Source organism: Pseudoruegeria sp. SHC-113 (assembly GCF_025376885.1).
GTDB lineage: Bacteria > Pseudomonadota > Alphaproteobacteria > Rhodobacterales > Rhodobacteraceae > Pseudoruegeria.
Genome location: NZ_JAHUBR010000001.1, coordinates 1,591,523 through 1,617,863, shown reverse-complemented (window position 1 = coordinate 1,617,863; position 26,341 = coordinate 1,591,523). Strand labels below are relative to the sequence as shown.

28 protein-coding genes are annotated in these 26,341 nt (G+C 58.6%); 9 read left to right on the top strand and 19 right to left on the bottom strand.

Annotated features, from left to right (window positions below; genetic code table 11):
- Positions 1–369 precede the first annotated feature (369 nt).
- The 6 genes from KVX96_RS08040 to KVX96_RS08015 form a co-directional block, all read right to left on the bottom strand.
- Positions 370–1,721, bottom strand: a protein-coding gene (locus KVX96_RS08040) for an IS3 family transposase (RefSeq protein WP_261193848.1) whose coding sequence is annotated in 2 segments (ribosomal slippage) — positions 370–1,385 and positions 1,385–1,721 — 1,353 coding nt in all. Because the reading frame shifts where the segments join, the coding sequence is not laid out codon by codon here.
- 490 nt (positions 1,722–2,211) lie between these two features.
- Positions 2,212–2,586, bottom strand: a complete 375-nt coding sequence (locus tag KVX96_RS08035; RefSeq protein ID WP_261193847.1) for a hypothetical protein — start codon at positions 2,584–2,586, stop codon at positions 2,212–2,214.
- Positions 2,583–2,801, bottom strand: a complete 219-nt coding sequence (locus KVX96_RS08030) for a DUF3955 domain-containing protein (RefSeq protein WP_261193845.1) — start codon at positions 2,799–2,801, stop codon at positions 2,583–2,585. Before KVX96_RS08030 ends, KVX96_RS08035 begins: the two co-directional genes overlap by 4 nt.
- Positions 2,802–2,877: 76 nt before the next feature.
- Complete coding sequence (locus tag KVX96_RS08025) at positions 2,878–3,408, bottom strand: hypothetical protein (protein ID WP_261193843.1); 531 nt, start codon at positions 3,406–3,408, stop codon at positions 2,878–2,880.
- Complete coding sequence (locus KVX96_RS08020) at positions 3,399–4,169, bottom strand: hypothetical protein (protein ID WP_261193842.1); 771 nt, start codon at positions 4,167–4,169, stop codon at positions 3,399–3,401. Before KVX96_RS08020 ends, KVX96_RS08025 begins: the two co-directional genes overlap by 10 nt.
- A 44-nt stretch (positions 4,170–4,213) precedes the next feature.
- A complete protein-coding gene (locus KVX96_RS08015) occupies positions 4,214–4,738 on the bottom strand; it encodes a DUF805 domain-containing protein (protein WP_261193840.1) in 525 nt (174 codons plus the stop codon).
- 122 nt (positions 4,739–4,860) lie between these two features.
- On the opposite strand from KVX96_RS08015, the gene KVX96_RS08010 reads away from it, so the two are divergent.
- From KVX96_RS08010 to KVX96_RS07995, 4 genes are all read left to right on the top strand, one after another.
- Complete coding sequence (locus KVX96_RS08010; RefSeq protein ID WP_261195468.1) at positions 4,861–5,325, top strand: hypothetical protein; 465 nt, start codon at positions 4,861–4,863, stop codon at positions 5,323–5,325.
- Positions 5,326–5,594: 269 nt separating this feature from the next.
- Entirely contained in the window at positions 5,595–6,152 is a 558-nt protein-coding gene (locus KVX96_RS08005; RefSeq protein ID WP_261193838.1) for a hypothetical protein, read from the top strand.
- A gap of 10 nt (positions 6,153–6,162) precedes the next feature.
- Positions 6,163–6,429, top strand: coding sequence for a hypothetical protein (locus KVX96_RS08000; RefSeq protein WP_261193837.1), 267 nt, complete (start codon positions 6,163–6,165; stop codon positions 6,427–6,429).
- A 31-nt stretch (positions 6,430–6,460) separates the two neighbouring features.
- Complete coding sequence (locus KVX96_RS07995; protein ID WP_261193836.1) at positions 6,461–6,769, top strand: hypothetical protein; 309 nt, start codon at positions 6,461–6,463, stop codon at positions 6,767–6,769.
- A gap of 170 nt (positions 6,770–6,939) precedes the next feature.
- On the opposite strand, the gene KVX96_RS07990 is transcribed toward KVX96_RS07995, so the two are convergent.
- From KVX96_RS07990 to KVX96_RS07960, 7 genes are all read right to left on the bottom strand, one after another.
- The gene (locus KVX96_RS07990) at positions 6,940–7,875 is read right to left on the bottom strand and encodes a metallophosphoesterase family protein (protein WP_261193835.1); all 936 of its coding nucleotides are present in this window, start codon (positions 7,873–7,875) and stop codon (positions 6,940–6,942) included.
- A complete protein-coding gene (locus KVX96_RS07985; protein WP_261193834.1) occupies positions 7,865–9,268 on the bottom strand; it encodes a hypothetical protein in 1,404 nt (467 codons plus the stop codon). The genes KVX96_RS07990 and KVX96_RS07985 overlap by 11 nt, the downstream gene beginning before the upstream one ends.
- A gap of 46 nt (positions 9,269–9,314) precedes the next feature.
- Complete coding sequence (locus tag KVX96_RS07980) at positions 9,315–9,953, bottom strand: hypothetical protein (RefSeq protein ID WP_261193832.1); 639 nt, start codon at positions 9,951–9,953, stop codon at positions 9,315–9,317.
- Between the two features lie 136 nt (positions 9,954–10,089).
- Positions 10,090–11,004, bottom strand: a complete 915-nt coding sequence (locus KVX96_RS07975) for an SdiA-regulated domain-containing protein (RefSeq protein WP_261193831.1) — start codon at positions 11,002–11,004, stop codon at positions 10,090–10,092.
- On the bottom strand, positions 10,997–11,806 hold the full coding sequence (locus KVX96_RS07970) for a hypothetical protein (protein ID WP_261193830.1): 810 nt from the start codon (positions 11,804–11,806) through the stop codon (positions 10,997–10,999). The genes KVX96_RS07975 and KVX96_RS07970 overlap by 8 nt, the downstream gene beginning before the upstream one ends.
- Positions 11,807–11,969: 163 nt before the next feature.
- On the bottom strand, positions 11,970–12,284 hold the full coding sequence (locus KVX96_RS07965) for a hypothetical protein (protein ID WP_261193829.1): 315 nt from the start codon (positions 12,282–12,284) through the stop codon (positions 11,970–11,972).
- A 1,727-nt stretch (positions 12,285–14,011) separates the two neighbouring features.
- Positions 14,012–14,530 carry a DUF805 domain-containing protein gene (locus KVX96_RS07960; protein ID WP_261193828.1) on the bottom strand — a complete coding sequence of 173 codons (519 nt, stop codon included), beginning with the start codon at positions 14,528–14,530 and terminating at the stop codon, positions 14,012–14,014.
- Between the two features lie 118 nt (positions 14,531–14,648).
- Here KVX96_RS07960 and KVX96_RS07955 point away from each other — a divergent pair, with 118 nt between their 5' ends.
- Positions 14,649–15,389, top strand: a complete 741-nt coding sequence (locus KVX96_RS07955; protein ID WP_261193827.1) for a hypothetical protein — start codon at positions 14,649–14,651, stop codon at positions 15,387–15,389.
- A 61-nt stretch (positions 15,390–15,450) separates the two neighbouring features.
- Here the strand turns inward: KVX96_RS07955 and KVX96_RS07950 are convergent, their stop codons facing one another.
- The 4 genes from KVX96_RS07950 to KVX96_RS07935 all read right to left on the bottom strand — a co-directional run bounded on the left by KVX96_RS07950 (position 15,451) and on the right by KVX96_RS07935 (position 17,662).
- Positions 15,451–15,783 (bottom strand): hypothetical protein, encoded by a 333-nt coding sequence (locus KVX96_RS07950; protein WP_261193826.1) that lies wholly within the window; start codon positions 15,781–15,783, stop codon positions 15,451–15,453.
- On the bottom strand, positions 15,780–16,289 hold the full coding sequence (locus tag KVX96_RS07945; protein ID WP_261193825.1) for a hypothetical protein: 510 nt from the start codon (positions 16,287–16,289) through the stop codon (positions 15,780–15,782). The genes KVX96_RS07950 and KVX96_RS07945 overlap by 4 nt, the downstream gene beginning before the upstream one ends.
- A gap of 173 nt (positions 16,290–16,462) precedes the next feature.
- On the bottom strand, positions 16,463–16,783 hold the full coding sequence (locus KVX96_RS07940) for a hypothetical protein (RefSeq protein WP_261193824.1): 321 nt from the start codon (positions 16,781–16,783) through the stop codon (positions 16,463–16,465).
- Between the two features lie 93 nt (positions 16,784–16,876).
- The gene (locus KVX96_RS07935) at positions 16,877–17,662 is read right to left on the bottom strand and encodes a hypothetical protein (RefSeq protein ID WP_261193823.1); all 786 of its coding nucleotides are present in this window, start codon (positions 17,660–17,662) and stop codon (positions 16,877–16,879) included.
- Positions 17,663–17,964: 302 nt separating this feature from the next.
- Between KVX96_RS07935 and KVX96_RS07930 the strand changes: the two genes are divergently transcribed.
- Positions 17,965–18,354, top strand: a complete 390-nt coding sequence (locus KVX96_RS07930) for a lysozyme inhibitor LprI family protein (protein ID WP_261193822.1) — start codon at positions 17,965–17,967, stop codon at positions 18,352–18,354.
- A gap of 184 nt (positions 18,355–18,538) precedes the next feature.
- Entirely contained in the window at positions 18,539–19,171 is a 633-nt protein-coding gene (locus KVX96_RS07925) for a tyrosine-type recombinase/integrase (RefSeq protein WP_261193821.1), read from the top strand.
- Positions 19,172–19,299: 128 nt separating this feature from the next.
- On the opposite strand, the gene KVX96_RS07920 is transcribed toward KVX96_RS07925, so the two are convergent.
- Positions 19,300–19,677 carry an ArsR/SmtB family transcription factor gene (locus KVX96_RS07920; RefSeq protein WP_170357372.1) on the bottom strand — a complete coding sequence of 126 codons (378 nt, stop codon included), beginning with the start codon at positions 19,675–19,677 and terminating at the stop codon, positions 19,300–19,302.
- A gap of 122 nt (positions 19,678–19,799) precedes the next feature.
- On the opposite strand from KVX96_RS07920, the gene KVX96_RS07915 reads away from it, so the two are divergent.
- Positions 19,800–20,585, top strand: a complete 786-nt coding sequence (locus KVX96_RS07915; RefSeq protein WP_409977119.1) for a cation transporter — start codon at positions 19,800–19,802, stop codon at positions 20,583–20,585.
- 277 nt (positions 20,586–20,862) lie between these two features.
- On the opposite strand, the gene KVX96_RS07910 is transcribed toward KVX96_RS07915, so the two are convergent.
- Positions 20,863–23,121 carry a hypothetical protein gene (locus tag KVX96_RS07910; protein WP_261193819.1) on the bottom strand — a complete coding sequence of 753 codons (2,259 nt, stop codon included), beginning with the start codon at positions 23,119–23,121 and terminating at the stop codon, positions 20,863–20,865.
- Positions 23,122–23,890: 769 nt separating this feature from the next.
- Here KVX96_RS07910 and hsdR point away from each other — a divergent pair.
- Complete coding sequence (gene hsdR, locus KVX96_RS07905; protein ID WP_261193818.1) at positions 23,891–26,341, top strand: EcoAI/FtnUII family type I restriction enzme subunit R; 2,451 nt, start codon at positions 23,891–23,893, stop codon at positions 26,339–26,341.

Below are 26,341 nucleotides of genomic sequence, written 5' to 3'. Positions count from 1 at the left end.
CCGTCCGCTTTGAGTGTTGACTAACGGCCGTACTGGGCCGAGGCTGTGTGAAAACTCGGTCCTTGAGTATACTCGCGTTCAGTAATTGGAGGCGGGCATGTTGGGCTTTATCGAGTGCGTTGACCGCGAGCAGGTGACGTTTTCCCGGAGTGGTTGGAGGACTGGATCGGAGACGACCATCCGGTTCGAGTGATTGATGGCGGACACATGACAGAAAGTCCGGGTGGCATTGCCTCTATCCTGGGCGGCGATATCTAGGTAGCGGGCCACGGAGCAAAATGTTTCCGCCTTGAAGTGTCCGTCGTCAGAGTTTTTGGGCCAGTTGGCGGCCTGATCTAAGAGAGGGTCTGGCTCATCTGGTTGGTGTGATTATGCGGCGGATTTGCGGTGAAGCAAGCGCCGGGTTTCGATTGTCTGTCGTTTGATCCTTTCTCTTTGTTTCAGGATGGTTTGGCCGCGCCCGAAGTAGACGTCGGCCGGGGTGAGGTTCTGCAGGCTCTCGTGGTAGCGCCGATGGTTGTAATGCTCGACGAAGGCGTCGATCTTCTGCCTGAGATCGCCCGGAAGATAGTAGTTCTCCAGCAGAATGCGGTTCTTCAGGGTCTGGTGCCAACGTTCGATCTTACCCTGGGTCTGCGGATGGTATGGCGCCCCGCGGACATGATCCATCTGCCGATCTTCCAGCCAGTCGGCCAGTTCGCCCGAGATGTAACTGGCGCCGTTGTCGGAGAGCAGGCGCGGCTTGTGCAAGACCGTTGCCTGATCGCAGCCCGAGGCTTGCAGCGCCAGGTCCAGCGTGTCGGTCACGTCGCCCGACTTCATCGTCGTGCAGAGCTTCCAGGCGATGATGTAACGGCTGTAATCATCGAGGATGGTGCTGAGATAGAACCAGCCCCAGCCGATGACCTTCAGGTAGGTGAAGTCGGTCTGCCAGAGCTGGTTTGGCCGTGTGGTCTTGTCCCGGAACTCGTCGGCTGCCGACAGAACCACATAGGCCGGGCTGGTGATCAGGTCGTAAGACTTGAGGATGCGATAGACCGAAGCCTCTGATACAAAATACTTTTCAGTGTCGGTGAACTGAATGGCCAGTTCACGCGGCGACAGCTCGCTTTCCTGCAGGGCGAGCTCCTTGATCTTCTCGCGCACCGGCTCGGGAATGCGGTTCCAGACCCGCGATGGCCTGGGGCTACGATCCTCAAGCGCCTCGGGCCCGTCGGCCAGATACCGGTCATACCAGCGATAGAAGGTGGTCCTGGGGATGCCGAGCTTGTCCAACGTGCGCTTGGTCGGCAGATGCGATCCTTCGACGAGGCGGATGATCTCCAGTTTCTCGGATGCGGGATCCCTCATTCGTCGTCGCCCCCATCCGCGATCATGCTTTTTTTGAGCAACCGCAGTTCGAGGGCCTGCTCGGCCACGACCTCCTTCAGATCACGGGCCTCTCGGCGCAGATCCTTGACCTCGCTCGACGTTGCCGCACGCGCCGTGTCGCCCGCTAGGCGCTTCTTCCCAGCCTCGAGGAATTCCTTGGACCAACTGTAATAGAGGCTCTGGGCAATGCCTTCACGGCGGCACAGCTCGGCAATGCTGTCCTCGCCCTTCAGACCGTCCAGCACGATCCTGATCTTCTCCTCTGCCGAATATTGTTTGCGGGTCGCACGGCGGATGTCCTTGACGACTTTCTCGCCGTGGCTCTGCCTGGTTCCGGGTTTCTGTCTCATCTCCACTCCTTGGTGGTTACGATGAGCCAGAAACCCCCTCTTATCAAATCGCCCTAAACTGTCCCATTGGCGCTGACGTCAGACACGCCTTGAAGAACCAACCATTTGTCACCTTGGGGAGCCAGCTCGCCCGGAGTGCGTCGGCCAACCCGGCACCGCTCTGGTCGATCCCCCGGGCGTGATCGACTTGGCGATAGCTCTTGCCGCCCCTCGGCCTCGTCATAGCCACTGAGCGCCGCGATGGCCTCCACCAAGGTCGATGTCCCAATGCCACTCCCGCTGACCAGAATGGTCACCTGAGTCGTGAACCGCAACTCGAACACGTCTTGATCCAGCCAAGGCAGGTCGCACGGATCGCCGGATTTTCTCTCAAGGACATCGTATCTCAGGACGATGTGTTGAAGAAATGGTGCGGGCAGCTCGGTGTTTGCTCTGCGGTGGCTCATCCATGGCCCTTGGCTTTACAAGACATCGGGAGAGGGCGACCGGCTCAACGGCGCGGCACGGAGTAGAGAGTGTAGCTATTGGTCTGCGTGACCAACGAGGCCGAGGTTTCGGACACCAACGTTGCTGCCGCTGCACTCCCCATCGAGCATGTGACGAGGTCTGCCGCATCATCCAGGAACTCGACCGTGAAGCCGGACTCGCCAGTGAGTTTGCAGTCGTCATCAGCGGAACGGTAGCCCCTCACGAAAACCAGATCAGGGTCTGGCTCGCTGATCCCGCCGCTCGGCGCCGGCTCGCTGCAACCGGCGAACATTCCGGCACATAACAGCAAGCCGACAGCGCTCAGGCGCGTGCTTGCGTTAATTGACGGCACAAACCGGTCGGTGGAGGAATCGCGATGTGTGAAGCGGGTCTTCATTTTGGGGTCCTCCATTTCTTGATGATACGGACGACCAGCGCGCCCGCCAGGGTGACCCCTACGGCCAAGACGAAAAGCCAGCCAAGGGCCAGCAGGTGGAAAGGCTCCTGCAGGATGCCGTCCTCGTCGACATATGATCCCTGCGCCGCGTATCCCGCCCAAAGCGCAAGGCCCAAGCATAGCAATACAAGAGAGATGAGCGTCAGCTTGCTCATGTCCGTACCCTCCATCCTGCGCCGCGCAGAGTAGTGCAAAACGCTACGAGGCCGTCGATCGGCTTTCCCACGCGGGTCACTCCCACTCGGCGGCAGTCGTTCGCCATTGTTTCTCGTCGCTGTCCCATGTGCTAGCCGTCACACAAGGAGTCGGGTTGATGCCGCCGCATTGCGAGCCATGGACATCCGACAGAAGGATCCTGTTCGGCCCGAGATCTGCCAGGCCCCATCCCTGATTCAACAGGGACTGGAGGACATCTTCCACGAGGAAATGCGACATGCATCCACCGGTGCCGCAGTAAAGCGATGCGGCCGTCGAACAGGAGAAGCCGCGCTCGTTCAGCACCCAGTCGCGGCTCAGATCGCCGTCCAGGTCGATCCGGTCAACGGCCTCCCATTCGAGGTGGAAGGCGCCGTCTTCGAAATCTGCGCAAGCCTGCCGGGCCGTCTCGACTTTTTGCTGCAGTTGTTCGGGCAGTTCGGACACATCGGCGGACAATGCCGGCGTGATCAGAGCAAGCGAGGATGCGGCCCAAACCCCGATGAATCTCATGGCTTTGGCCGCCTGCTTTTGCGGTTCTACGTCACGCCAATCCGTCAGTTGCACTTGTCATACTGGTAGTCCCCGTATTCCAGCCAGTCCTTGCCACCATCACGGAAGACCAGCGTTTCCGATCGATCCTCGCCAAGGAGCGCAACGACAAACCCTTTCGGCGCTTCTGCATTGCCAAAGAAGCTATAGGCTGTCATGGCGCGGGTGACCTCACCGTTCACGGTCAGCAACGCATCCCATTCGTCATCCGGGGTGTCGAGGATCACGTATTCGATCTGGCGTTGCACCGCACCGCCACCGCAATAGACAACACCTTCGGGAGCCTCGGTGCTCGCAGTCTCCTGTGCCGCCCCGCCACAGGCGGATCTCAGCGACTTGATGACCGCGCTCGACCCAGTCAGGTCGAAGATCCCGTAGGTGACGTCCTGATCGATCATGGAAAGGTTGACCGAGGCATTTGCCGCCAACTGATCGAGAACGAAGCCGTAATCCTGCGTATCGTTGAACGAGATCTCGACCGGGAAATTGTCAACGATCCGAACTTTGCCGTTGTCCTGCCCGACATGGAAGGCACCAACTTCGGTCGTGCCGTCCTTCATGAAACGGATGGACAGGCCCTGATTGGCCACTATGTCCTTGCTGTCCTCATAACCTGCGGGCGCGAAACGGATCCGGTCACATTGAAGTTCCAGCGACGAATTATTGGATTGAATGAACGCATTGGCCGTTGGGCTGGCTACGAAAGTCCATTCGGCCAGGACAGGCATAGCAACACCGACGGCCAAGGCAAGCCCCAAGGATATCTTGTGCTTCATTTGAGTTTCCCCTCCATCACCGACAGGTCAATCTGGCACGTCATTCACGCCGCGGATGGGCCATATGCGTTCTTCCCCTCCTGCGACGGCCGGGTCAGCCACCAGATCATCATGACAGACAGGACCAGTTGCAGCCCCCACACCACGATCATCCCGGTCAAGCCGAGGAATGCTGCAGGTCCGCGGAGCACCTCCGGGTCGTCCACCCCGCCTTCCAGGACCGAGAAGACCGCAACGCCGCTCAGAAGCGCAATCATGGTCGCCACTCCCAACGCCATTGGCAGAAGAAGATACCATCCCGGGCGCCCGGTATCGTGTAAACGGCGCCAGCCGGCGGCGAGCATCGGCAAAAGGACCGCGAGTTGAAATCCCGAGTTGAGGACATTGGCACCGTTGCCGGTGTCCGGGTTGGTGCCGAAGATAGTCTGGTCCAGAAATGCCAGGACGATGCTGCTCAGGATGACGAAGAGCGCAAACCACCAGTACTCGGACCGCGTCGCCCGTCCTGAAAAGACGGCGTATTTCGAAAGGCAGACCTTGATCGATTGCACGAACCCCATGGCGACCATCCCCCATCCGTGTTTCTTTTCATGTCGTTCTGTCAGCACATAGAAGCATTCAGGACAGGTCAAGCCCCAAGCTCAGGCGTTCCCAACCGCCTTGACGAGGTTTCAAACAGGGAGGACTTTGGATGCCTTTGGGACGAAAAGCATCGGCCGCCATCCTCATCGCAGCGCTCGGGGCCGCTTTCTGGGCCGGCGCGGAGATGCAGAAGGCGGCGTATCTCGACCAGTGCCTCGATCTCGGCGGAGGTCGGAATCCCGGCATCCACCCGATTTGCGTGGTTGAAAAGGCCACGGCGCCCCTTCAGCTTGGACCGATAGTGATCACGGCGCAGGAGGTTGTCGGTGGCGAAATACGCGAAGATGCGGACGGTCAGTCGCTGGTCGAATTGAGATTGGCACCGGACGTTGCCGCGGCCCTCGCGGCATTCACCAAGGCCTCCGTTGGCGGCACACTCGACATCCGGGTGGATGGAAACCTGGTCCGCTCGGTCAACATCGCCGAAGGCATTGAGGGTGACAGCTTCGTCCTTGCATTGGGCAGGGACGAGGCCGAGTCACTCGCCCAAGGCCTCGGGCTGGATGGCCTCTGAGCGAGAGTTCACGCTGGCGTACCACGTTGTCCCGGCGCGAACTTCTTTGAGTGTTGGCGGACGCGAGCAACCGGATCGTCCTGAACGATGTGGAAAACCGCTTGTCCCGAATCCGGACGAATTGCAGGCTGGGTGGAACTCACTCGGGTGTTTAGCTCGGAAATGTTGTGAAGCCGGTTTTTCCAGAAAGGAAGCACATGCGCCATTTGGCCTTCGTCACTTGCATATCTCTACTCGCAACTCCCCTGTTTGCTGGAACGGCGATTGCCATGTCCTATGCGGACAACGCGTGCATCGATCAGCTCAGGGTGGTCGGCGGACCTGACGGAGCGTCCGGCAAGGTGCTGAGTTCGGAGTTCTCCGAAGCCGGAACGCTCGTGATGCTCGAAGATGGTGGCGGAACGGTCTGGCGCTGCATCGCCTACAAGGATGGCGCCATTGGCGAACTGTCGGTCGTGGAAGCGGCCGATGATGGCGGCGGTGCGATGTCGGGCCCGGGGGCCGCGAAACCGACGACGGATACCCAGCGGGTTCGATTCGACACAGGTTCGACCGGCGCGGAGATCTCGGCATCTCTCACACCGGGCAGTTCGACACGTTACGTGCTCGGCGCAAAGGATGGCCAGTTCCTCTACGTCCGCGTTGCGCCGAAGAGCGGCAGCCTCGGCTACCTTATCCAAAATCCAGACGGCTCCGCGCTGTTGGATTTCATGACGCCGGACAAGGAATACCGCGGTCAGCTCTGGCAATCCGGAGACCACGTGATCGAGGTCGTCAACAATGGCAGCACGGATGCCGGCTATAACGTGATCTTCGGGATCGAGTGATCCATCGACCATGAGCAGGTTTTGCAAATTCGCTGCCTGGGCCTTCCTGGCAGCGTACATTCTGGCACTCTTCCTGTTCCTGGTCGGAACCTTCGGATGGTTTGGTCAAACCCGCGACCCGTTGTCGGGGATCTTCCTGATCCCGCTGGGTTTGCCTTGGAACCTGATGATCGAAGGCTTCCCGGAAGCTCTCTGGCCGTGGCTCGGAGCCGCCGCGCCCACCCTGAACCTGGTCCTGCTGCGATTGATCTGTGGGCAGATCCGCCAGAAGGGCTAACTACCTCGCCAACAACAAGAAGGAACGGAACATGGGAAAGACAGGGATCGCAATCATCAGTCTCGTCGTCGGCCTTGGTGTCGGCTCCTGGGGTGGCCTCAATCTTGGAGGCGGCGCAATGATGGGCGTGGGCGTCGCGACGGGCTTGTCCTCGGGCATCTGCGCCACGGTGCAGGCAGCACAGGAAGAGGGTCTCCTGACGGCCGAACAAGTTGACCTGGTCCTCAACCGAGCTGCCCAGGACATCTCCGGCAAGGCCGAACTGGCGGAAGGCGAGCAGATGATCGGCAGCGCCGACCAGTGCGCCGAGTTCATGCGAAAGCAGCAGGAAGCCGGCTAGGCGCCACTGCGGCGCATCTGAACCGCTCTTCCCGCGTTTTCCGGGCACCGAGGCGCCCGGTTTCAGAGCTTGATTAGAGATTGGATCGATTGCCGGTCTTCGCCGGCGGTCGACCAGACCGACACCTAGGAGCCTTTCACGCGGAGGCGGCTTGGCGACGCGACCGCGTTCTACTTCGCAAGGTCCAGCCGTTTCAGAATCGCATGACCGGATTTTATCTGTGCGGGCAGTGCCTCGGTTTGGATCGGCGTACGGAAATCGGGTCCGGCATAGGCTTTCACCGAACTCAATGCGCCTCCTTCGAACTCAAGGATGGTGAAGGCGTGCTGACTGCGAACGGTGTCGCCGATCAGAACGCGCGGCCCGCCGCCGAGGCAGGCCTGGGAGACATAGGCAACGCCATCTTTCCAGCCGGGGTAGAAGGCGTGGTGGTGCCCGGACAGGTGCAGATCGACGCCAAGTTTGTGGTAGAGCGCCTCGAGCGCCGGATCTCCGATGATCTCCCGCTCGCGTTTCTGGGCGAATGGCCAGAGCGGCAGATGGCTGAAGGTGACCGCCGGTCCACTGCCCGCCATGACCCTGGAAAGGCGCGCCATCTGGTCGCCACGCAGGGGCCCAAGCGTGGTGGCATCGAGAGAGGCAAAGCGCACGCCCCCCATCTCGAAAGCGTAGAAGAACGGGTAGTTGGAATCGTCGGAGAAACGAAGCGCGGGTTTTCTCGCCCGCCACTCCTCGCCAAAGATTCGGCGTTCGTCTTTGAAACCGCCATAGGCCGAGGCGTCGTGATTGCCGGGGGTGACCGCCAACGGGATACCGGCCCTGGCAAGCGGATCGCTCACCACGCGATGGAACGCCGCCCACATGGCGCGGACCTCGCCTTCGCTGAGGACCGGCTTGCGCTGGCCGGCCACCATGTCCCCCGTCGAGATCACCAGATCCGGCTTCAACGCGATGATCCGCTGGATCGCGACGGGAACTCGCTTGGAATAGCTGGTCGAGCCGTAGGAGCCATTGAGATCGGAGATCACCACCACGCGCAACGCCGAGGCCGGGCCCGCAAGAAGGACCAGCGACAGGAGGACAGTCCAGAAGGCGCTACGCCCCATCACATGCCACCTCGACCGCATCCTGCTTTCCGGTGACGAAATAGGTCTCGGGATCAAGGTCGAAGATCAGTTTTCCGGCCTCGCAGTTGCCTCGAAGAATGCCCGCGGCCAACGCTGTGTTCTTGACGACTTGCTCGATTTGCCCGTTGTCGAGGCCAACGCTCGTGGCGACCCATTGGTAGATCGGCCCTTGCGCCTTCAGGTCGGCATCAAGAGCCATCAGCCTTGCATAGGTCCCGGGCCCGAAATGGCGCAGCTTTTCCAGCATCTGGGTGCTCTTTGCGAAATTGGCATATTGCACCCGCCCGCCGGCATCGTTGTCGTTGAGATTGGTTCGTCGCAACAGCACGGCATCGGGCGGGACCGAACCGTCGCCCCTTTCGTGATGCTTTGCCCTCTTCGACTTCAGGTTTCCGTCCTCCGACCAGTAGTAATACGGCGTGAAGTCGATATTTCCGACGCGGTCCTGCTGGCTGAAGATGAAGTCCAGAAGAACGATCTCGGTCAGTTCTTTCATCCAGAACACCATCTGTTGCGGCGTTCCGTCTTCACCCAGATCCCTGGCAATCTGGAGGTCCTTCCGGCCTTCGCGCAGGCCCTCGGCAATCGCCTCCTCAAGTCGCTTCTCCGACCGGAGGGCGAGGAAAGCCGGCGTCTTCTGGAAGTCCTCGTTCTGGCCCTTTCCCCAGCCGGACTTGCGGGTCCCGTTGATCTCGGAGCCGTAGCGATGGCCGGGACTCGACAGCAGCACGCCATAGATCTGCTTGCGGTCGGAAGTGAACAACTCGTCTGTTGGGCGATAGCTCGCCGGATCGCGGTCCGCCGCCGCGAACGTACGCCAACCTTCATGGTTCATCCGACCGCTCGACCGGCTGCCAGACAGAGAAAGCCCCGGCTCGGCCACCTCGCTCTGGTGCATCTTCGCATCCATGCTGCGCCACACCGCCACCGGCACTTTGACCATGGCGTCGAAATAGCGGGAGAAATGGTAATAGAGCAGCGAAGAGGGCGCGAAGGTTCCGCTCGTGCCCTTGGCATTCATGGTCGACTTGAACTTGGCCAGATCATCCGCCGCCAGTTCCTTGGCAGATTTGCCTTCCTTGCAGGCATTGCGTTCGAACTCCGCGCGGCTTCCCGCATATTTCCCGTCGCTCACGTCATAGACCATCATGCCCGGGCTGGTGCTCCAGGTCTTGGGGCAGAGCGCGACAGAGGCGTCGTAGAAATCGATGCCGCAATAGTCGGCTTCGTCCTTGGCATCGCCCTTGCTGTAAGACCCGCCGGGGATCGGCGTGATCCGCACGCATTTCTCTTCCACGCCGTTCGGGCTGGTGAAGGTTGTTTCTTCCCCGATCACAGAGTCCGAGGCCTGTGCCGTGCCGATCGTCGCCATGAATGCCGCGACGGCTGCGTATGCTCCCTCCCTCATTTCCAGCCTCCTATTTCGGACAGATCGCGGCCTGTTCGGCGCTGGAAATCTTCAGGGAAGGGTCGACCTTGAACTTGGCAAAATGCTTGTCGATCCAGGTGGAGCAGCCGCCGGAGCAATCCGCACCGTTGCGCGCCTCGTCCCAGTATTTCTTGGCCCGCTCCTCGCTCCAGCCGCAGAACTGGACCAGCGCCATGGCCGACACCGCGCCGGAGGAATGAACGCCCCACATGCAATGCACCAGAACCGGACCGGCATCGGGTTTTTTGATCGTTGCATGGACCTGCCGCATGATGTCGGCGGTGCTCGTCGAGCGTCCGCCCTGGTAGTCGAGGCTCTGGCCGCCGCACTGCGTCGTGCCGTACTTGGTGTTCTTGCCAAAATCGATATAGCGCGCGCCGGAGAAGCCAGCCTTGCACAGTTCCTCCCGCTGGGCCGAGCTCAGGCCAGTGCGGCCCTTGTCTCCCCCGTGGAAGCCGGAGCGGTACAGCACCCCGGACAGCACCGGACGGAAAAAGGCCAGCCCTTCGGCCGGACCGCTGGAGCGGGCGAGCATCTGCTTGCTGCTCGGGCCGCCATTGCGCGCGGTGTAGTCCGATGCGTCTGTCGTCGAAGCCGCGAACGTGGCCACGACAAGGGTCGCGAGCAAGGAGACGCAATTGCGGACGACGCGGGAGCGGGCTGACATCATAGTGATCCTGTTCGTTTGGTTCGACGCGTTCGGGTCAGGGTAGCCACGAATTGGTATCGGTCCAGATGTTTTCGGCAGTGCGAGCAGGGAATTGCTACTGTCCGCCGCCATCCCGCAGGATTTCGAAGGTGAACAGGCGCGATGCCTTGCCATTGTCGTTCACGATGTAGAGGCGCTCGGTGCGCGCATCATGGGCGACACCTTCGGCATGGGGAAGCTCGCGCGGTTTTTCTCCGTCGAGCCAGCCAAGCGAATAGCTGCGAGTCGGGCTTTTCCCTTCCGGGTCAAACAGAAACAGCCGTTCGGCCCGGTCGCTGACGATCCAGAGGCATCCGGTCGGCGCATCGAGGCTCAGGCCGGACACGTCGAGGTGACGGTTCGACTGGTCGTCATCGATGAAGCCGAGCGCGGGCGTCAGCTCCGTAACCCGAAAGATCTCGGAAAGATCCAAGGACATCTCCAGAAGAAGCCGTGGGCGTTTTTCCTTGAGCAGGTACACTCGGCCACGCTCCGGGTCGATGGCAATCCCTTCCAGACCGTCATTGGGATCGGAGGTCTTGAAGGCTTTCCTGACGGGTTTGTAACCTTTCATATCCGTCAGCAGGACCAACTCAGACTCGCCTGATTGGCGGTCTATCGCCAGGACACCAGCAGCGCTCTCGCTCACGGCGAGGATACGGTTTTCGACGGGGTCAAAGACGATCCCTTCAAGGTCTTCGACGTTTAAAGTTGCATCGGGCGGCGTTTGGTTCCGGCCATCACTATCGAGCATGAACAGGGCCGACACATCATCGCTGACGCTCAGAAATCGATCGGCCTCCTCGGTCAATGAAAGCCCGGACGGTTCGGAGAATCCCAATGCCTTGTCAGCAATCCGATCGCTTTTCAGGAACCTTACGGAGGGATGGCCACAATCGGCCTGTGCCGCCGAAGCGCTCCCCGCCAGGATCATCAAAATCAACCAAAGTCGGAGTGCCGGGCGGATCATCGCCAAGACGAGATCATGCAAGGTGCCAATCGGACATCAGCTCCGGATTCGCGACGTCGAGATCCATCATCGCGTGCACAAGGGCATCGCGAGAACCGCTCCGGCCACCGACAACCGTGAAGGAAAACGTGTGCTTGGCCTTCGCCTTGCTCAGTCCGGCAATCGAGAAGCCGGCAGATTTCAGACCGGCCTCGAGATCTTCCCGCGCCTGCGGGGTGCCATGCTTGTCGGCGAATTTCACCTCGACGACATGATGCGGCGAGGCACCGAATACGTACACGATTGCCCAGGCGCTTGCCGTGGTGATCAGCGCCATGACGGGCAGGTCAAGCCCGACGCAAAGTCCCACCAGCGTCACAAGGATCAGGCGCATGGTGTCGGACATCTTGTCCACATCCGTGCGAAAGCGCAGCAACCCGCCAATGCCGAAAATCACGAAACCGATGATTGCGCCGTGGTTCATGACCAAAAAGCCGACCACCATTCCAATCAATGCGTAGACGAACAATGTGCCGGGAACCTGGTATTCGGCCAGTTTGCGTCGGTCCGTGCGGGTTGCCGGATGATAGGCGATAACCGCGGTCATGGCGGTCACCTCGATCAAGCCGAGAAGGAACTGTCCCATCTCCTGCAGGTCGGTCAGTTGGCCCCATCCCTTGCCGGTCACCTTCAGGTTTTCCGCGAGCATTCCGGAGGGATCGACCTGCGCGGCCAGCGGCGTTGCTACCCAGAGACTTGCAAAAAGAAGGGATAGCAACAGTCCGGCCCCACGTCGCACGGACTCAGAACCGCTCCGGATTGCTGCAGGTTCCAACGAAATCATGGCGTAGTTCTTCTCCGCTGAGTTTGTGGCGTCATGCCGATCCGGCCAATGCCATGAAAAACACCTCTTGCTCCGCAACACAACATGTCGGGGTCCGCAGCGCCAAGCCTCTGCGACTTGGATGGTTCCAATTCATCTCCAAGGTTTCGATGGATGGACCCTTTTACGGTGCAGCAAATTCACCAATGAAACCACCTCCGTTGACGAGCACGATCTGCAATCGGCGGTTCCGGTTTGCGCTTCCACACGGCGGTTCCTCACTTTGCACATGGAAGCGGTCGTGATTTCTGTGAGCGATTTTTAGAATGGCTCTGTAGCATTCGAGAACCTCCCTGACACAGAAATGAGAAAGACGATCATGCTGCATGATCGACGCAAGACCGCTTTGACGTGCCCGTAATGCGAGCCAATCCAGGGCGATGAACGGCGACTGTGGGCCGATTGCTGTCGCAAGCCGCTTCGGGCGGAAAGCGGACATTCGCCGCGTCCCGCGCGAACGGAGGCCATGCGGACAAAACTGCCGTTCGAGCCGTCAGCTTGAATGTCCGCTATCGAAGTGGGCTAAGGGCCCAAACCAGCGCAGGCATCAAGGGCAAGTCAGTTTGGACCGCCAAAGCGACCAATAGAACCAGCAATACAACGGCGATGGCGCGGTCGACGCTGCTGCTAGGATGGTCCTTGTCTTGTGAATTTGCGTGTTTTGAATTCTCCATTGCCCTAGCGCCTGCTTCTATCTTCAATCTCTCATCACAAGCCCCCGACATCCGAAAGCTGAGCGTGATTGTTATCGGACAAAGTCTATATAGAAGACCACATACTGAACACGGTATTCCGTCCCAACTTCGGCATCAGCGAATGCTTCTTCAGTCAAATCCCGGGAACCACCCAACAGAAAGAGATCTAGCCGGCGTCTTGCGTACCTTGCTCGAGGCAGATCTGCGACGCAGGCGAATTCGACCGCGCAAAGGCCGGGAGAATCGAGTCTCGCATATTCCCGCCCTTCCGTTTTCTCGTCGAGGCCCGTCAAATGTCCTTGGCGGGATTGATACGGCGCAGGAGCGGGGCGTCGGACCGGACCCCATCCCTTTCCGGCCCGGCCGGCGTCTCGCACCATAGCCTGCGTGTGAGATCGGGCGCTACAAGGGGGTGATTAGGCAACAGGACAGCAAAAGCATATTTCCGCCCTTCCTGTGCCAGGCCCTTCCCGGCACACGCAACTAGCAGCCATCTTTCGGCCGCGCGGACGAGGCGGCGGTTACTGTCCAATCCTACCAGTGCCACCTGGTGCCGCCGCCTCGCCCAAACACTTTCGCCGAACACGATCGCGTAAACTGCATACTTTCGCCCTTCCGTCGCCTCGCGATCCCCTGTCAAATGAGTTTGGTGGTACGGACATACTGCGCGGGCGAGGTGTCTGCCCGGTCTTTCCGCCAACCTGACTGAGCAGACGCCTCGTTCTATCGCCCGGGCCCGACCTCGAGCGCGCCAGATCGCATATTTCCGCTCTTGCTGTATCTATCGAATCCCGGTCAGATCAGGCGTCGCGGTTATCATCCCGCCGCACATGCGAGACGTCGACCGGGTCGGACAGGGAGGAGGCCCGAGCCGACGTCTCGCCCTACCGCTCGTGCTCGAAGGAGACATCGGTTGATTTATACCTAACCATGCGCTTCGCGGCATAGAGACTTCCCCAAACCAAAAGATACTTTGAAAGTTGGAGTGATCCCCATAGCATCACGTGCCATGGAACGGTTCCAATAGCGTGAATCGGAAGTAACGGCTGAAGGGAAGACGGATGATCGGACGAATAATAGCAGCGGGAACGGTTGCAGTGGCACTCGCGGGATGCGTGGAAGTTGGCGACGCAATTGAAGACCCCGGCGCATTTGAGTGTCGCGAGCGTGGAGCATCGCTCATGCGGGTTAGTTACGATCAGACCTCGGCGAGCCCGATCAATTTCGATGCCTTCGGAACACGGAACTACTCTGTCTATGCTGGCGGAACGACCTTCCGATGCTCTGTGAATTCGGACGACCAAATCATCGCGTTCAATCGCATGTGAGCAAGGCTCTCGCAGTCTGGTTCAAGGGGTGGCGCCTGATGCCAGCCCCTTGTGCCATTCGTTGCGTGCTTCTCAGGTGATATCGCGATTGTGAATCTACGATCGCCACTCAGGCAACCTGAATCACCGAAATCTTGCATGGATTAGCTTGCCGCAGGCGAACCATAAGCGTTTGCATCAGGATCGGACGGCCTTGTCAGCCACCAAAGCATCAAAACGGTCAGCACAAGCTGGACGAATCCGATCACGGCAATACCGGTAAGACCCAACACCGCAGCCGGTCCCCGTAGACTGTCAGGATCGGCGACATTCTGCTCCATGACTCCAAAGGTGAAGATGCCAAGGAACAGTCCGACGACAGAAACCAGTGACACAAGCATTGGCAAGAGAATGTACCAGCCGGGTCGCCCGGTATCCTGAAGTCGACGCCAACCTGCCGCAAGAAGCGGAATGAACATGGCCAATTGCCATAGCGGCGCCAGAGCACCTTGGGATTCCCCTGTCTCTGTGTCTACGCCGAACAAGGCCCCGTCGAGTAGTCCGAAAACCAGTGAACCAAGCACCACGAACAGGAGGAACCACCAATACTCTGGTCGCGACGCTCGGCCTGAAAATGAAATGTACTTGGACAGACACGTCCGAACCGCAGTTGCAAATCCCATTTTTTCCTCCCGCCGTTCGAGACCCGGCCCTATTGGATTAGCTTTCCCTGATCTTTCCCGAACACCGGCTTTCTGCCAATACTCGGGCGGGCGCCGCCGGCCAAAGGAGAAACGTGTGATGTTTTTGAGAACCAGTGTCGCAACCGTTGTTGTGGCCGTTTGGGTATCATTTGCGGGAGCGTCTCCGCACATCGGAGTTATGCTAGAAGGGCCAGAAGGCGATATAGACGCACTCTCCGAGGAACAGTTCTACGTGGATGGATCGGCGTCCAGTGCAAGAGTATTCACGTTCACGAACGGATCGCGGTTCCTCCACTTTATTCCGATGATCCACCAGGCTGAGCCGGCTTTTTATGAAGCCGTGGCGAGCGAAGTGAAGCAACTCAAAGCACAAGGAATGGACCTTTTCTACGAGTTTATCGACTTCGATGCAGCGACACTCGAAGACAAACGCAGGGTTCGTGCCATGCTTGGCTTTCTCCCCTCACCGACTTTCTATGCAGAGAATGTATCTGGTGGTTTGGTGGCGCAGGACAACGCGCAGTTCCTTGGGTTTCCCGGAGGCAAGGATGTCAACGTCGACCTGACGCCTGCGGAACTTGCTGATGCCTACGAGAGACTAGTTGGGCCGCTTGAGATCAGCGAGGAAAACCTGACAACTCCGATCGGGGAGTTCGTCATGCCGACCGCAGACGTGACGCAAATCACACGCGTTACAATCGACTGGCGAAATGAGCATTTGGCGGAGGCCATCCATGACGCAACCGGAGATGTGATCGTTCTCTATGGCGCGGCTCACGGTGCGGGAACTGTCAAAGAACTGTACGCTCTTGACCCGAGCTGGCGGCGCGTGGACTAGACAGACCCAATCGCCTTCTACGACACTTTGAGCCCCAGATGACCCGCTTGATCCGAGTTCCTCAGCGGGTGGGAATGCTGAAGAACGTGAAACTGTTGGTTTGGGTGACGATCGGCGCCCCGGCTTCGGCCATCAGGCTTGTCATCGCAGCGCTCCCGGTCGGGCAGGCTACGAGATCGGCCGCATCGTCGAGGAAGTCGACCGTGAATGCGGTTTCGCCGACCAGTTGGCATTCGTCCGCAGCACCGCGGTAACCGCGGACGAAGACCAGTTCTGGGTCGGGCTCACTGATCGCGACTTCGGGGGTCGCTTCGACGCATCCCGCCAGGGCCAGCGCAAAGGTGCAGCCAGCGATGCCGGACATCACCTTTTCGACCCGCACCATCAGTTTCATTCCCATTTCGCGTCTGTGCTGCGCCAGACTTTCTCCTCGGGGTCCCAGGCACTGGCCACGATACAGGGCGTCGGGTTGATGCCACCGCATTGCGAGCCGTGTACGTCCGCCAGAAGCACACGGAACGGGCCGATGTTCGCCATGTCCCATCCCTGATTGAGAAGCGAGGACACGCGATCCCCGACCAAGAAGTGAGACATGCAACCACCGGTACCGCAATAGAGCGATGCGGCCGACGAACAGGCAAACCCGGCTTCGTCCAGAGCCCAGTCCTTATAGATGTCGCCATCAAGATCGACGCGCTGTACGGCTCCGAATTCGAGGGCGAACTGACCGTTCTCGAAATCCGAACATGCCAGTTGGGCGGCCTCGACCTTTTCCAGCAATTGCTGTGGCAGTCCCGACCAGTCCTGGGCGTCCGCCGAGACGGCAAAGAACGACGCGCCGACGGTTGCCAAGAGGAGCCGCAAATGGGCTCTGCCAATGCTTTCAACGAGCGACCACATGCTTGTTCTGTCCTTTATTCATTAAGCCTGCATCGACCATTTGACCTTAGTGAGCGAATGGCGCACCCGTCCGAACCATCCAAGAGGTAGAGACCGCCCGGAAAAAACGGGCGGCTGCAAGTTGCGCCATCGACGCCCGGAAAGCGATGCCTAGGAGACGCGCCGGGGCTGCGTCAGAGGCTGCCTTCGTTAGTCAAAGACATGATGCCTTCGGTTGTTCCGTCTCCGTAGGTGATGCACTGCCAAGGTGCTGCATCTGGTCCAACGCCGACGACCACTCGGATATTGGCCTCGCGGGCCTCGGAAGAAAGGACTCTGACTTGACTGTTACCTGTCGCTTGGGCGACCGCGGTCAAACAGTCCTGGTTTGCGCGATTGGGCGTCGAGGTTGTGGAGCCGGTATCTTCCACGCAAGCTGTCAGCAAAGTTCCCATGAGCAAGCCGGAAACGACTCTAAATGTTGTGTTCATGTTGATTGCCTTTCCATGGTTCATGTCTTCGTTAACTCGATTACGAATTTGAGAGGACGGCTGATGCAGAAGCCCTCTTCTTGGCAAGAGCCTGTGATCGCCTTTCCAAACAACTCGTTAATTGCACTGTTCGTAGGTGTAGTCGCCGAACTCGATCCAGTTCCGAGCTCCGTCACTGAAGACAAGGTACTCGGATTGGTCTTCGCCCAGGAGCGCGACCTGGAAACCGGCCGGCGGCTGCGAGTTTCCGAAGTAGCTGTAAGACGTCATCGCGCGGACGGTTTCGCCATTTACCGTGACGATGGCATCCCACTGGTCTCCGGGTTGACCCAAGATGGCGTATTCGATGACCCGCTGAACGGCTCCGCCGCCGCAGTAGACGATACCCTCAGGCGCTTCCATGCCTTGGGACTGAGACGCCGATGCGCCCGAGTTGCAGGCCGCGCGCAACGATTTGACAGCGGCGGACGAGCCTTTGAGCGTGAAGATGCCGTAGGTGGTGTCCCGGTCGCTCATCGACAGGTTCAGAACGGCGTTCCGGGCAATCTGGTCCAGAACGAAGTCGTAATCGCCCTGGTCGTAGAACCGGATTTCGACGGGATAGTTGTCGACGATCGAAATCTCCGCGTTCGACGCTCCGGCCTGGAACGCCCCGGTCTCGGTGGTGCCGTTCTTCATGAATCGGAACGACAGGCCTTGCTTGGTGACGATGTCCTGCGAGTCCTCGTAGCCTGCGGGCGCGAAACGCACCCGGTCGCACTGCAGTTCAAGCGTCGCCTTGTCGGTCTGGATGAAGGCGTTGGGATACAGCCCCGTGCTGAAGCTCCATTCAGCCTGAGCCGAAGTGGCGGCAACAAGGCAGGCTAAGGTCATGGGCAGAATGCGTTTCATGGTGGTGAGCATGGAGCAACCCTCCTTAACTATGGACTATGATCGGACACCGAGTTGGCAGGTGAATCAAGTCAATAAACGCATGACTGCTCTTTTGGGTATCCCAACTAGACTAATGGCGAAAGACGGTCAGGGGTTGCATGGCACCGGGCGTCCCTCTGTGCCCTCTACGAGGTCCGAAATCATCCACATCCTGATCCCGCGTAGTTTGTCCAACTCGGATTTGCATTAATGCACTTGCCTTTGGCGTCAAATGCATAGGAACTCACCGGAGTTAGCACACTGAAACGCTGTAGGTGTATGAGGAACCTGTCATGAGAAAAAAACTCTATGCAACGCTGACGCTGTTGTCCTACCTGACGCTTCCCGCTTCTGCCGACCCCGCCACCGAATGCGGTGGGGGTAGTCAGGTTGAGATCGGCGCGTGCGTAGCTGACACGCTTCAAAGGGTCGATGCCACGATCGACATCTATTTGGGATTTGCGAAGAGTTCCGCGGAAGAGCTTGATGAAGTTACCGGTCGCAAAGTCGCCGCGCCAGCACTAGAAGTGTCACAAGCAGCCTGGGTAGCGTATAGAGATGCTCATTGCGAATATATTGGCGCCACTTTCGGTGGTGGCTCGGGTACAGGCATCGGGATCAACTCCTGCAGGATTGAACTTGGTCGGGACCGAGCAAAGGACTTGCTGCATAACGCTCAGTAAAGGCTGAGAAACCCACGCCGCGGCATCCAATCTGGAAAGTGCTAGCGCTTGCCAGATTATGGAACTGAACGTCTGCCTTGGGCTCACTACTGACCTCGGATGCAGCGCAGCAATCCCGTGATATGGTTGCCCGTCAACGTCGGGTTGTCGTTGTGGGAGGGCATGGCGGATCGGAGGATCAGTCATGGAAACACCAAACCTACCAGCCATTCGCGCACTCCGTCCCGCCTGGAATAAGGGGCGGATCGTCGGCCAGAAGCGACCGTTGAAGCCAAAACATGTTTGGGCAATTCGGGTACGACTTGAACTGGCCGAGAACCATCGTGATCTCGCGTTGTTCAACATGGCCATCGACAGTAAACTTCGTGGCTGTGACCTTGTGAAGATGAAAGTCATCGACGTCATGGCGTCTGGTCAGATCAAGGAACGGGCATCGGTCTTACAGAGCAAAACACAGAAACCGGTGCGCTTCGAGATTTCTGAAGGCACTCGAGCCTCAGTCGAGAAGTGGATGGAAGACGAGTTGATGGTCGGCTCTGAGTACTTATGGCCGGGTCGGTTCCATGAGCGCCTGCATATCTCAACCCGGCAGTACGCAAGGATTGTCCGCGACTGGGTTACGTCGATCGGTCTCGAGGCGAGCGCTTACGGTACCCATTCGATGCGCCGAACCAAGGTCACCCAGATCTACAAGAAGACCGGCAACCTTCGAGCTGTTCAGCTTCTTCTCGGTCACACCAAGATGGACAGCACGGTTCGGTACCTGGGCGTTGAACTCGAGGATGCGCTGGCCATCGCCGAAGCCATTGAAATCTAGGGTCTTTGGGTCGCCTTCACTGGCGGCCCGAAGCAGACATTTAGCGCTGCGTTGTCGAGCGGCAGGTCTGAGCCCAAATTGTCTGATGCTGCGCGGGGCACGAATGGCCGCTTTTGTTACTGCGATCCTCAGGCGCGTCTGGGCGGGCCGTCGCTACCATCCACTCGGTAGTTGCGACACGCCTTGATATCTTCGGCCACAACGTTGAGCAGTGCATCCGCTTCCCGCAAGAGGTCCATGATTTGCGGGCTACTGACCTTGTAGCGGACAAAGCGCCCATCACGCGCGCTTTCGACGAGGCCACAATCCGAAAGACATCGCAGATGGTTGGAGACGTTGGGTTGCGTCAAACCCGTGCGTTCGACGATCTCATGAACGACCAGCGGTCCGGTCCGCAGGGCATCGAGGATCGCCAACCGACTTGGGTCCGCAAGGCCACGAAACAACTTTGCCCGTTGCTCGATGGCTGCCTCGACGGGATTGCGGTCAGTGGCAATTTCCTCCATATCATTCCTCGCTGATATGTTATTCTTTAGTCCACCCTAGCAGGAGCAATGCGAACATGGCCAACGCTCAAAACACCGGACTAGGTGTTGATGTCGAATCCTTCCGCTATCGCGTCTCCGGCATGGATTGCGCAAAGGACGCAGCTCAGATCGAGCGGGCGGCGCAGTCTGCCGGAATTGCACCTGACGCGGTGAAGGTATCGTCAGCCACGCACATCATGACCCTCAACGTACCTGAAGCACGTCTGCCCGAGATTGAGCGCGCCGTGCAAACGACAGGTTATGGATTTGATCGCATTGAAAGTCACAACGACGCGCAGCAGGGAGCGGCCCATCAGGACCCGACCTATCGACGCGCATTGTGGATCGTCGTAATCCTGAACGTCGGCTATGGCGTTGTCGAAATGGTCGGCGGCTTTCTTGCGGGGTCTCAGGCGGTGAAGGCTGACGCGCTCGACTTCATCGGCGATGGTCTCATCACTTTCCTTGGCCTTCTGGCTATTGGTTGGAGCCTGGTCTGGCGGGCACGATCCGCGCTGATCCAAGGCGTTTTTCTAGGTATTCTTGGCCTCGGTGTCCTCGGCACGACGATCTGGCGAGTCTTCACGCAGACGGCCCCGGATGCGGGTCTCATGGGACTTTTTGGCTTCATTGCTCTTGTGGTAAACGTCCTCGCCGTCCTGCCGCTGCTACGGTTCCGCAAGGGCGACGCCAACATGCGTGCCGTGTGGCTGTTCTCGCGGAACGACGCCATCGGCAACGCAGCCGTGGTCATTGCTGCGGGCCTCGTGGCTTGGCTCGGCAGCGCATGGCCCGATCTAATCGTGGCCTTCGGGATCGCGGGACTGTTCCTGCATTCGTCATGGTCTATCATCTGCGACGCGCGGGCCGATCTGAGAACCGCCTGAGGCGACCGCGCGAAAGCAGTCATTGGCGCACGTGCAGCGAAAGCTCACTAAGTCCGCGATGTGTGAGTTCGACTAAGCCCGGGGTTCGCACTCGCGGCGAATGACCGCAAAGCGGTACGCGACCGCAGCATCATGGTCGGGTGTCGAAGGTCCGCAATGGGCCGGGTCCGGACGCGTCTCGGGCCATGCTCTTACGACTAATCTCGGCTGGTTTCGAAGTAATATGTAGATGGCCGGCATCTGAAGAGATTCTACTATCACTCGGTAAAGCTGACCGCTAATCACCTTCACGTTCCTCTGGTGACCGGCGATTAAACCAATGCCTGGATAGTCGGGATCGTAGCAGGTTGCCTGCGGGGCGCCCCGCTTCGATCATTGCTGCCTTAAGGCCTGGCTTTCGGGCTAATGTCTGTTCTACATCGTGAACTCGTAACAGGACAGCGGCGTTCGCCGGTGCAATTTCGCGCGCGATGAACAGCAACCTGATTGCATCGACCTCGGCCTTCGGGCGCGAGGCGAAAAGGCCAGCACGGTCTTCCAGGGCGGCGATCAAATCATCCTGGGCCCGCCGAGCAATCCAGGCATCAATTTCAGATCTCGAGGCATTCTTCTCAAATGTGCAAGTTCTTTCCTTCAACCGGGCGATGCGGTGCTCCAATGCCGTATTATTAGACTCATGTAGTTCTTCTGCAGCACGTTGGAGGTCCATGCTCCAATCTGCTATGAGCTTTTTCTGGGCGTGATCCTTCAGGATGTTGTTCCCGAGGAGAGCGGCGGCGCCGATTGCTGGACCAAGGATAAGCGCGCCGGCGGGACCGATCGCAACCAATCCGAACCAGGCTCCGGCATTGCCGCCTGCATAGGCGAGCAAGCCGCGCGAGGCGCCATCGAGAAGGAGCCAGGCTGGCAAGTCGGAGACAGGAACTCTCCCCCTGGCGACCTCAATGCCACCGCGAAGCACGCCCACAGAAAGCGCGAATTGAAGTATGTCCGGGTCAGCCAGGTCGGCAGCATGACCGAGTGTTTCTGCGATTTGTTCTTCGATGATGGAAAGTTCGAAGCCGGGAAGGGTCGTCACCAGGCGCGCCCACGGCGCACCGCATGCCATTGCCTCTTCGGCAAGGGTGGCATTGGCTATCACCGGGATCTCCGGGTATTTCTCGAAATGCTCGGTCAGGTTCGATAGCGCCGTCCCGCATTTCACTTGGACGGGCATCCCGTCGACAATGAGATCAAGACCGGGTGTATTGCTCGCCTCGGCAAGGTGAACGTCGTGACCGTCGGCGATCAACTTTTCCATGACCAGCCGCTCGGCCGTGTAGCCTCGCAACGACCATCCCTCGCCTGAGGACATGAAGTCAGCAACATTGCAGGCAAAGGCGATGGGATCGCCGATTTCCTCAGAGCGTGAGAAATCAGCCGCTTTCATAACGTTTGGGTCGAGCGCTGCGGCATGCCATAGCATTTCGCCGGCGGTCATTCCCAGTGCAACGGCAGCGTCCGAGAAATCCGTGGTTGCTTTCTTCGAAGACCACGGCTCAGGAGGCTGTCCTGCTGGTGGGGGGAGTGGCCCGGACAGTCCTCCGGTGATCTCGGCAACATATCGGCGCAGTTCTGCGCGATCTTTGGCGTTCATCCAATTAAAAGAACTGTTCGGTTCCCGGTCCAGGTTGCGCATGTCTGTGAGGAAATGATCTAGACCAGTTGCGCGGGCCAGCATGCCTTGGGCTGACAAAAGCACCCCAAGACGAGCAGCTAGCTGGCTACGGACCACCCGCGACCCACGACCCATTCCAAGCCACCCAAGCGAGGCAACGCCCACGAAGACTGTCACAGGGTTGATGAGTGTCGCCAGAAGGGAGACCAAGGCGGGTCCACTGACCAGAGGGATAATCGCGCTTAGCTGTGCAGCCAGCATGTAGGGCAAGAAACCCGCATTGGCGACGACCGCCGCCCCGCCGATCCAAACGCCGCCAGCCGCAAGCGCATTGCGTGCCCAAGTTTGGCCTTGCCGTAGAGCCTTTGCGATTTCGGGATCGGTTGCTTCAACAGCGGCATCGAGAACCATTTCGTCCGAGAAGACGGCCAGTATCTCCTCGGCTACGATCTCAGGGAATGGCAGAGGCGGCTCCGCGACGACGGCAGCTTTCGCCGACTTCCAGTACTCAGCGGCCTTGCCGCCAACTAGTTCTCCTAAACCACCATAGGGCTCTTTGTGCTTGGTCCTCCGGTGGCGGGCGCGGATCGATGGCGTCAGTCTCTCAGAGGCGCGAACAGCGAATGCAGAAGCCGACCTTGTGGCGGACTTCTCCGACAAGCGGGGGGCAACCGACGGCAGAGCCAAGGCCTCTGTCAGTCTTGACCAGAGGCGGAAGCGCAGGGCGGCATCAGAGGCGGACGACTCCGCAAGGTCAATCTGAGCAGCCTTGAGTCTTTTGGCGGCAGCATCCGCTGAGAGACCGAGCTTCGCGCCAATGCCCTCGACAGCCCCCTTTGCAAGGAAAAGGCCGTCGACACACTCGATGAGAGCGATCATTTGGCATATCTCGGTCCGCTCGAGTATACCAAGACCCGACAGAATATCGATGGGGCGTATAATTGGTAGTGAAGTACGTTCAACGGCCATACCGCAGACAATGCATATCATCAGGCGAAACTGCAATTGGCCTCGGCTCGTCCGAAGCTGAGCGCATTTTTTGTGAGAGAACATCAAGGTCTGCTGTGACGGCTATGAGCCCCAGCGCCGTGAGTACTATTGGGGGTCCACTATTGGCTGAAAGCTCTTTTTATCAATTAGGAGGCTGACCGCAGGATGCATCAAGCAGGCTTCAGCCCGAACAACCTACTTGAGTGAAGAAGCACTTTTTTGAGCCTTTGATTTCCGCTATCGGTCGTTTTTCCTGTAAACTGCCGTGTTTAGCACCTCCGAAAGTGGATAACAGCATGAGCAAAAGAATACGGCTGAAACCTATGGCTTTATAAGCGAGAACGCATTGTAGTGCTTGAAGGGGTGGAGTTGCTCGCGGGCGGGACGCCCTATCAGAACGTACGGTTGGGCTATTTACGACATGAGAAAGGTTTTATTATGACCTATTCACAGCCAGAGGCATTCGTACAAGCCCCGACCACAACGTTCAGGGATCCTAGGGAGTCGTTTGAACAGGTCATACGCCGAAGGCTTCAGGCAAAGGCAACTCCGTGCCAAATGTGACTTTCGCACCAACACCCCTTGCGGATTGCTTGCCTTCTTGATGGTTAGCTGAATAGCTTCAGAAAATATTATTTTCGCAGCAAGGCGCGTAGGTATGGACAAGCGGACCCTGAGCGAGCGCGATATCTGTACAAAGTTCATCACCCCAGCACTTGTTGCTGCGGGGTGGGACATCACTAGTCAGATTCGCGAGGAAGTGAGCTTCACGAAGGGACGTATCATTGTTCGAGGAAAGATGGTGAGCCGCGGCGAAGGGAAACGTGCCGACTACATTCTCTCGGCTAAGCCCAACATTCCGATCGCGATCATAGAGGCCAAGGACAACAAGCAGGCGGTTGGGGCAGGGATACAGCAAGCACTCGGCTATGCCGAAACCTTGGATATACCTTTCGTCTTCTCATCCAACGGCGACGGGTTCGTATTCCATGATAGAACAGGTGCGTCACCGGAAGTCGAACAGAGCTTAGCATTGGATCAGTTTCCGAGCCCGCAGGAGCTTTGGCAACGCTACAAGGTTTGGAAAGGTTTATCTGGCGCGGCTGAAAAGATAGCGCTTCAGGACTACCATGATGATGGGTCGGGCAAGGAATCGCGCTACTATCAGGTCAATGCCATCAACAAGACAATGGAGGCCATTGCCAAACGGAAAGATCGGGTCCTCTTGGTCATGGCAACGGGCACAGGCAAGACATATACTGCGTTCCAGATCATTTGGCGATACCGCAAGGCATTTCCGGGCAGGCGCGTACTGTTCTTGGCGGACAGGAACGTGCTGATAGACCAGACCATGATCAACGATTTCCGTCCTTTCAGCGGCAAGATGGCAAAGCTGTCGACACAGTCAAAGACGATAGATCGTCCAGACGGCACCAAGGAAAGCGTCACGCTTGCGCTCGACAAGAAACGCAGGATCGACTCGTCTTACGAGATCTATTTGGGGCTCTACCAAGCAATCACGGGGCCAAACGAAAGCCAAAAGCTCTATCGTGAGTTTTCCAGGGACTTCTTCGACATGATCATCATCGACGAATGTCATCGAGGCAGCGCGTCCGCGGACTCTGCCTGGCGGGAGATCCTTGATCATTTCTCCTCGGCCGTACAGATCGGTCTCACGGCGACACCCAAAGAGACTGAATACGCTTCGAATATCGATTACTTCGGGCCGCCGGTCTACAGCTACACGCTAAAACAAGGCATCCGCGACGGCTTCCTCGCACCGTACAAGGTCATAAAAGTTCACATCGACCGAGACGTCCAAGGATATCGACCCGAGCAAGGGCAGCTAGACCGCGACGGCGAAGAGGTCGAAGACCGGATTTACAACGCCAAGGATTTCGACCGTACGCTGGTTCTGGACGATCGCACAAAGCTCGTGGCCAAGAAGGTGACCGAGTTCCTGCGCGAAAGCGGGGATCCGATGGCAAAGACCATCGTGTTCTGCGTGGACCAGGAACACGCCGCGCGCATGCGGCAAGCGCTTATCAACGAAAACCCTGACCTGGTCGCCAAGAATGCGCGTTACGTGATGCGCATCACAGGGAACGACAAAGAGGGGATCGATCAGCTCGGGAACTTCATTGATCCGGAATCGGCCTATCCCGTGATCGTCACGACATCCAAGCTGCTATCAACCGGTGTGGATGCCCAAACCTGCCGATTGATCGTGCTCGACCGCGAGGTCGGCTCGATGACCGAGTTCAAACAAATTGTCGGCCGTGGGACGCGGGTGCACGAAGACACGCGGAAACTGTTCTTCACGCTCATGGATTTTCGTGGGGCTTCCAGCCACTTCGCCGATCCGGACTTCGATGGCGAACCGGTGCAGATCTACCAGCCCGACCCGGACGAGCCTGTCACGCCCCCGGATGACGCCCTGAACAGTGAGGACGAGAGCGCTTCGAATTTGCGTGTCGAAAACGAAACCATTCTGATCGATCCAAAGAACCAGAACCTGGGCAACGGCCAAACCACCGGACCGCGGCCCAAGGTATACATCGACGGCATCGGCGCCGACATCCTCGCGGAGCGCGTAGAATACCTCGACGAGAACGGCAAGCTCGTGACCGAGTCTCTCCGCGATTACACGCGCAAAGCCATGCGACAGAAGTTTTCTAGCCTGGATGACTTTCTGCGGCGCTGGAAGCAGACCGAACGCAAGAACGCGCTCATCGAGGAGTTGGCAGAACAAGGCTTGCCCCTGAGTGTGATCGCCAGCGAACTTGGTCTCGATCTCGACCCTTTTGACCTGATCTGCCATATCGCGTTTGATGCAAAGCCGCTGTCCCGAAAAGAACGCGCCGACAACGTTAAAAAACGCGATGTGTTCACCAAGTATGGCCCTCAGGCGCGCGCCGTGCTCGAGGCCTTGCTCGACAAATACTCACAGGACGGCGTCATCAGCATCGACGATCCCAAGATTCTCAAGATCAATCCCTTTGCAGGCATGGGAACCGAGGTTGAACTGATCCGTGCTTTCGGCAAGAAACCCGACTACATCCGCGCCGTGCACGAGATGCAGGCGGCGCTCTACGAAGAAAGTGCCTGA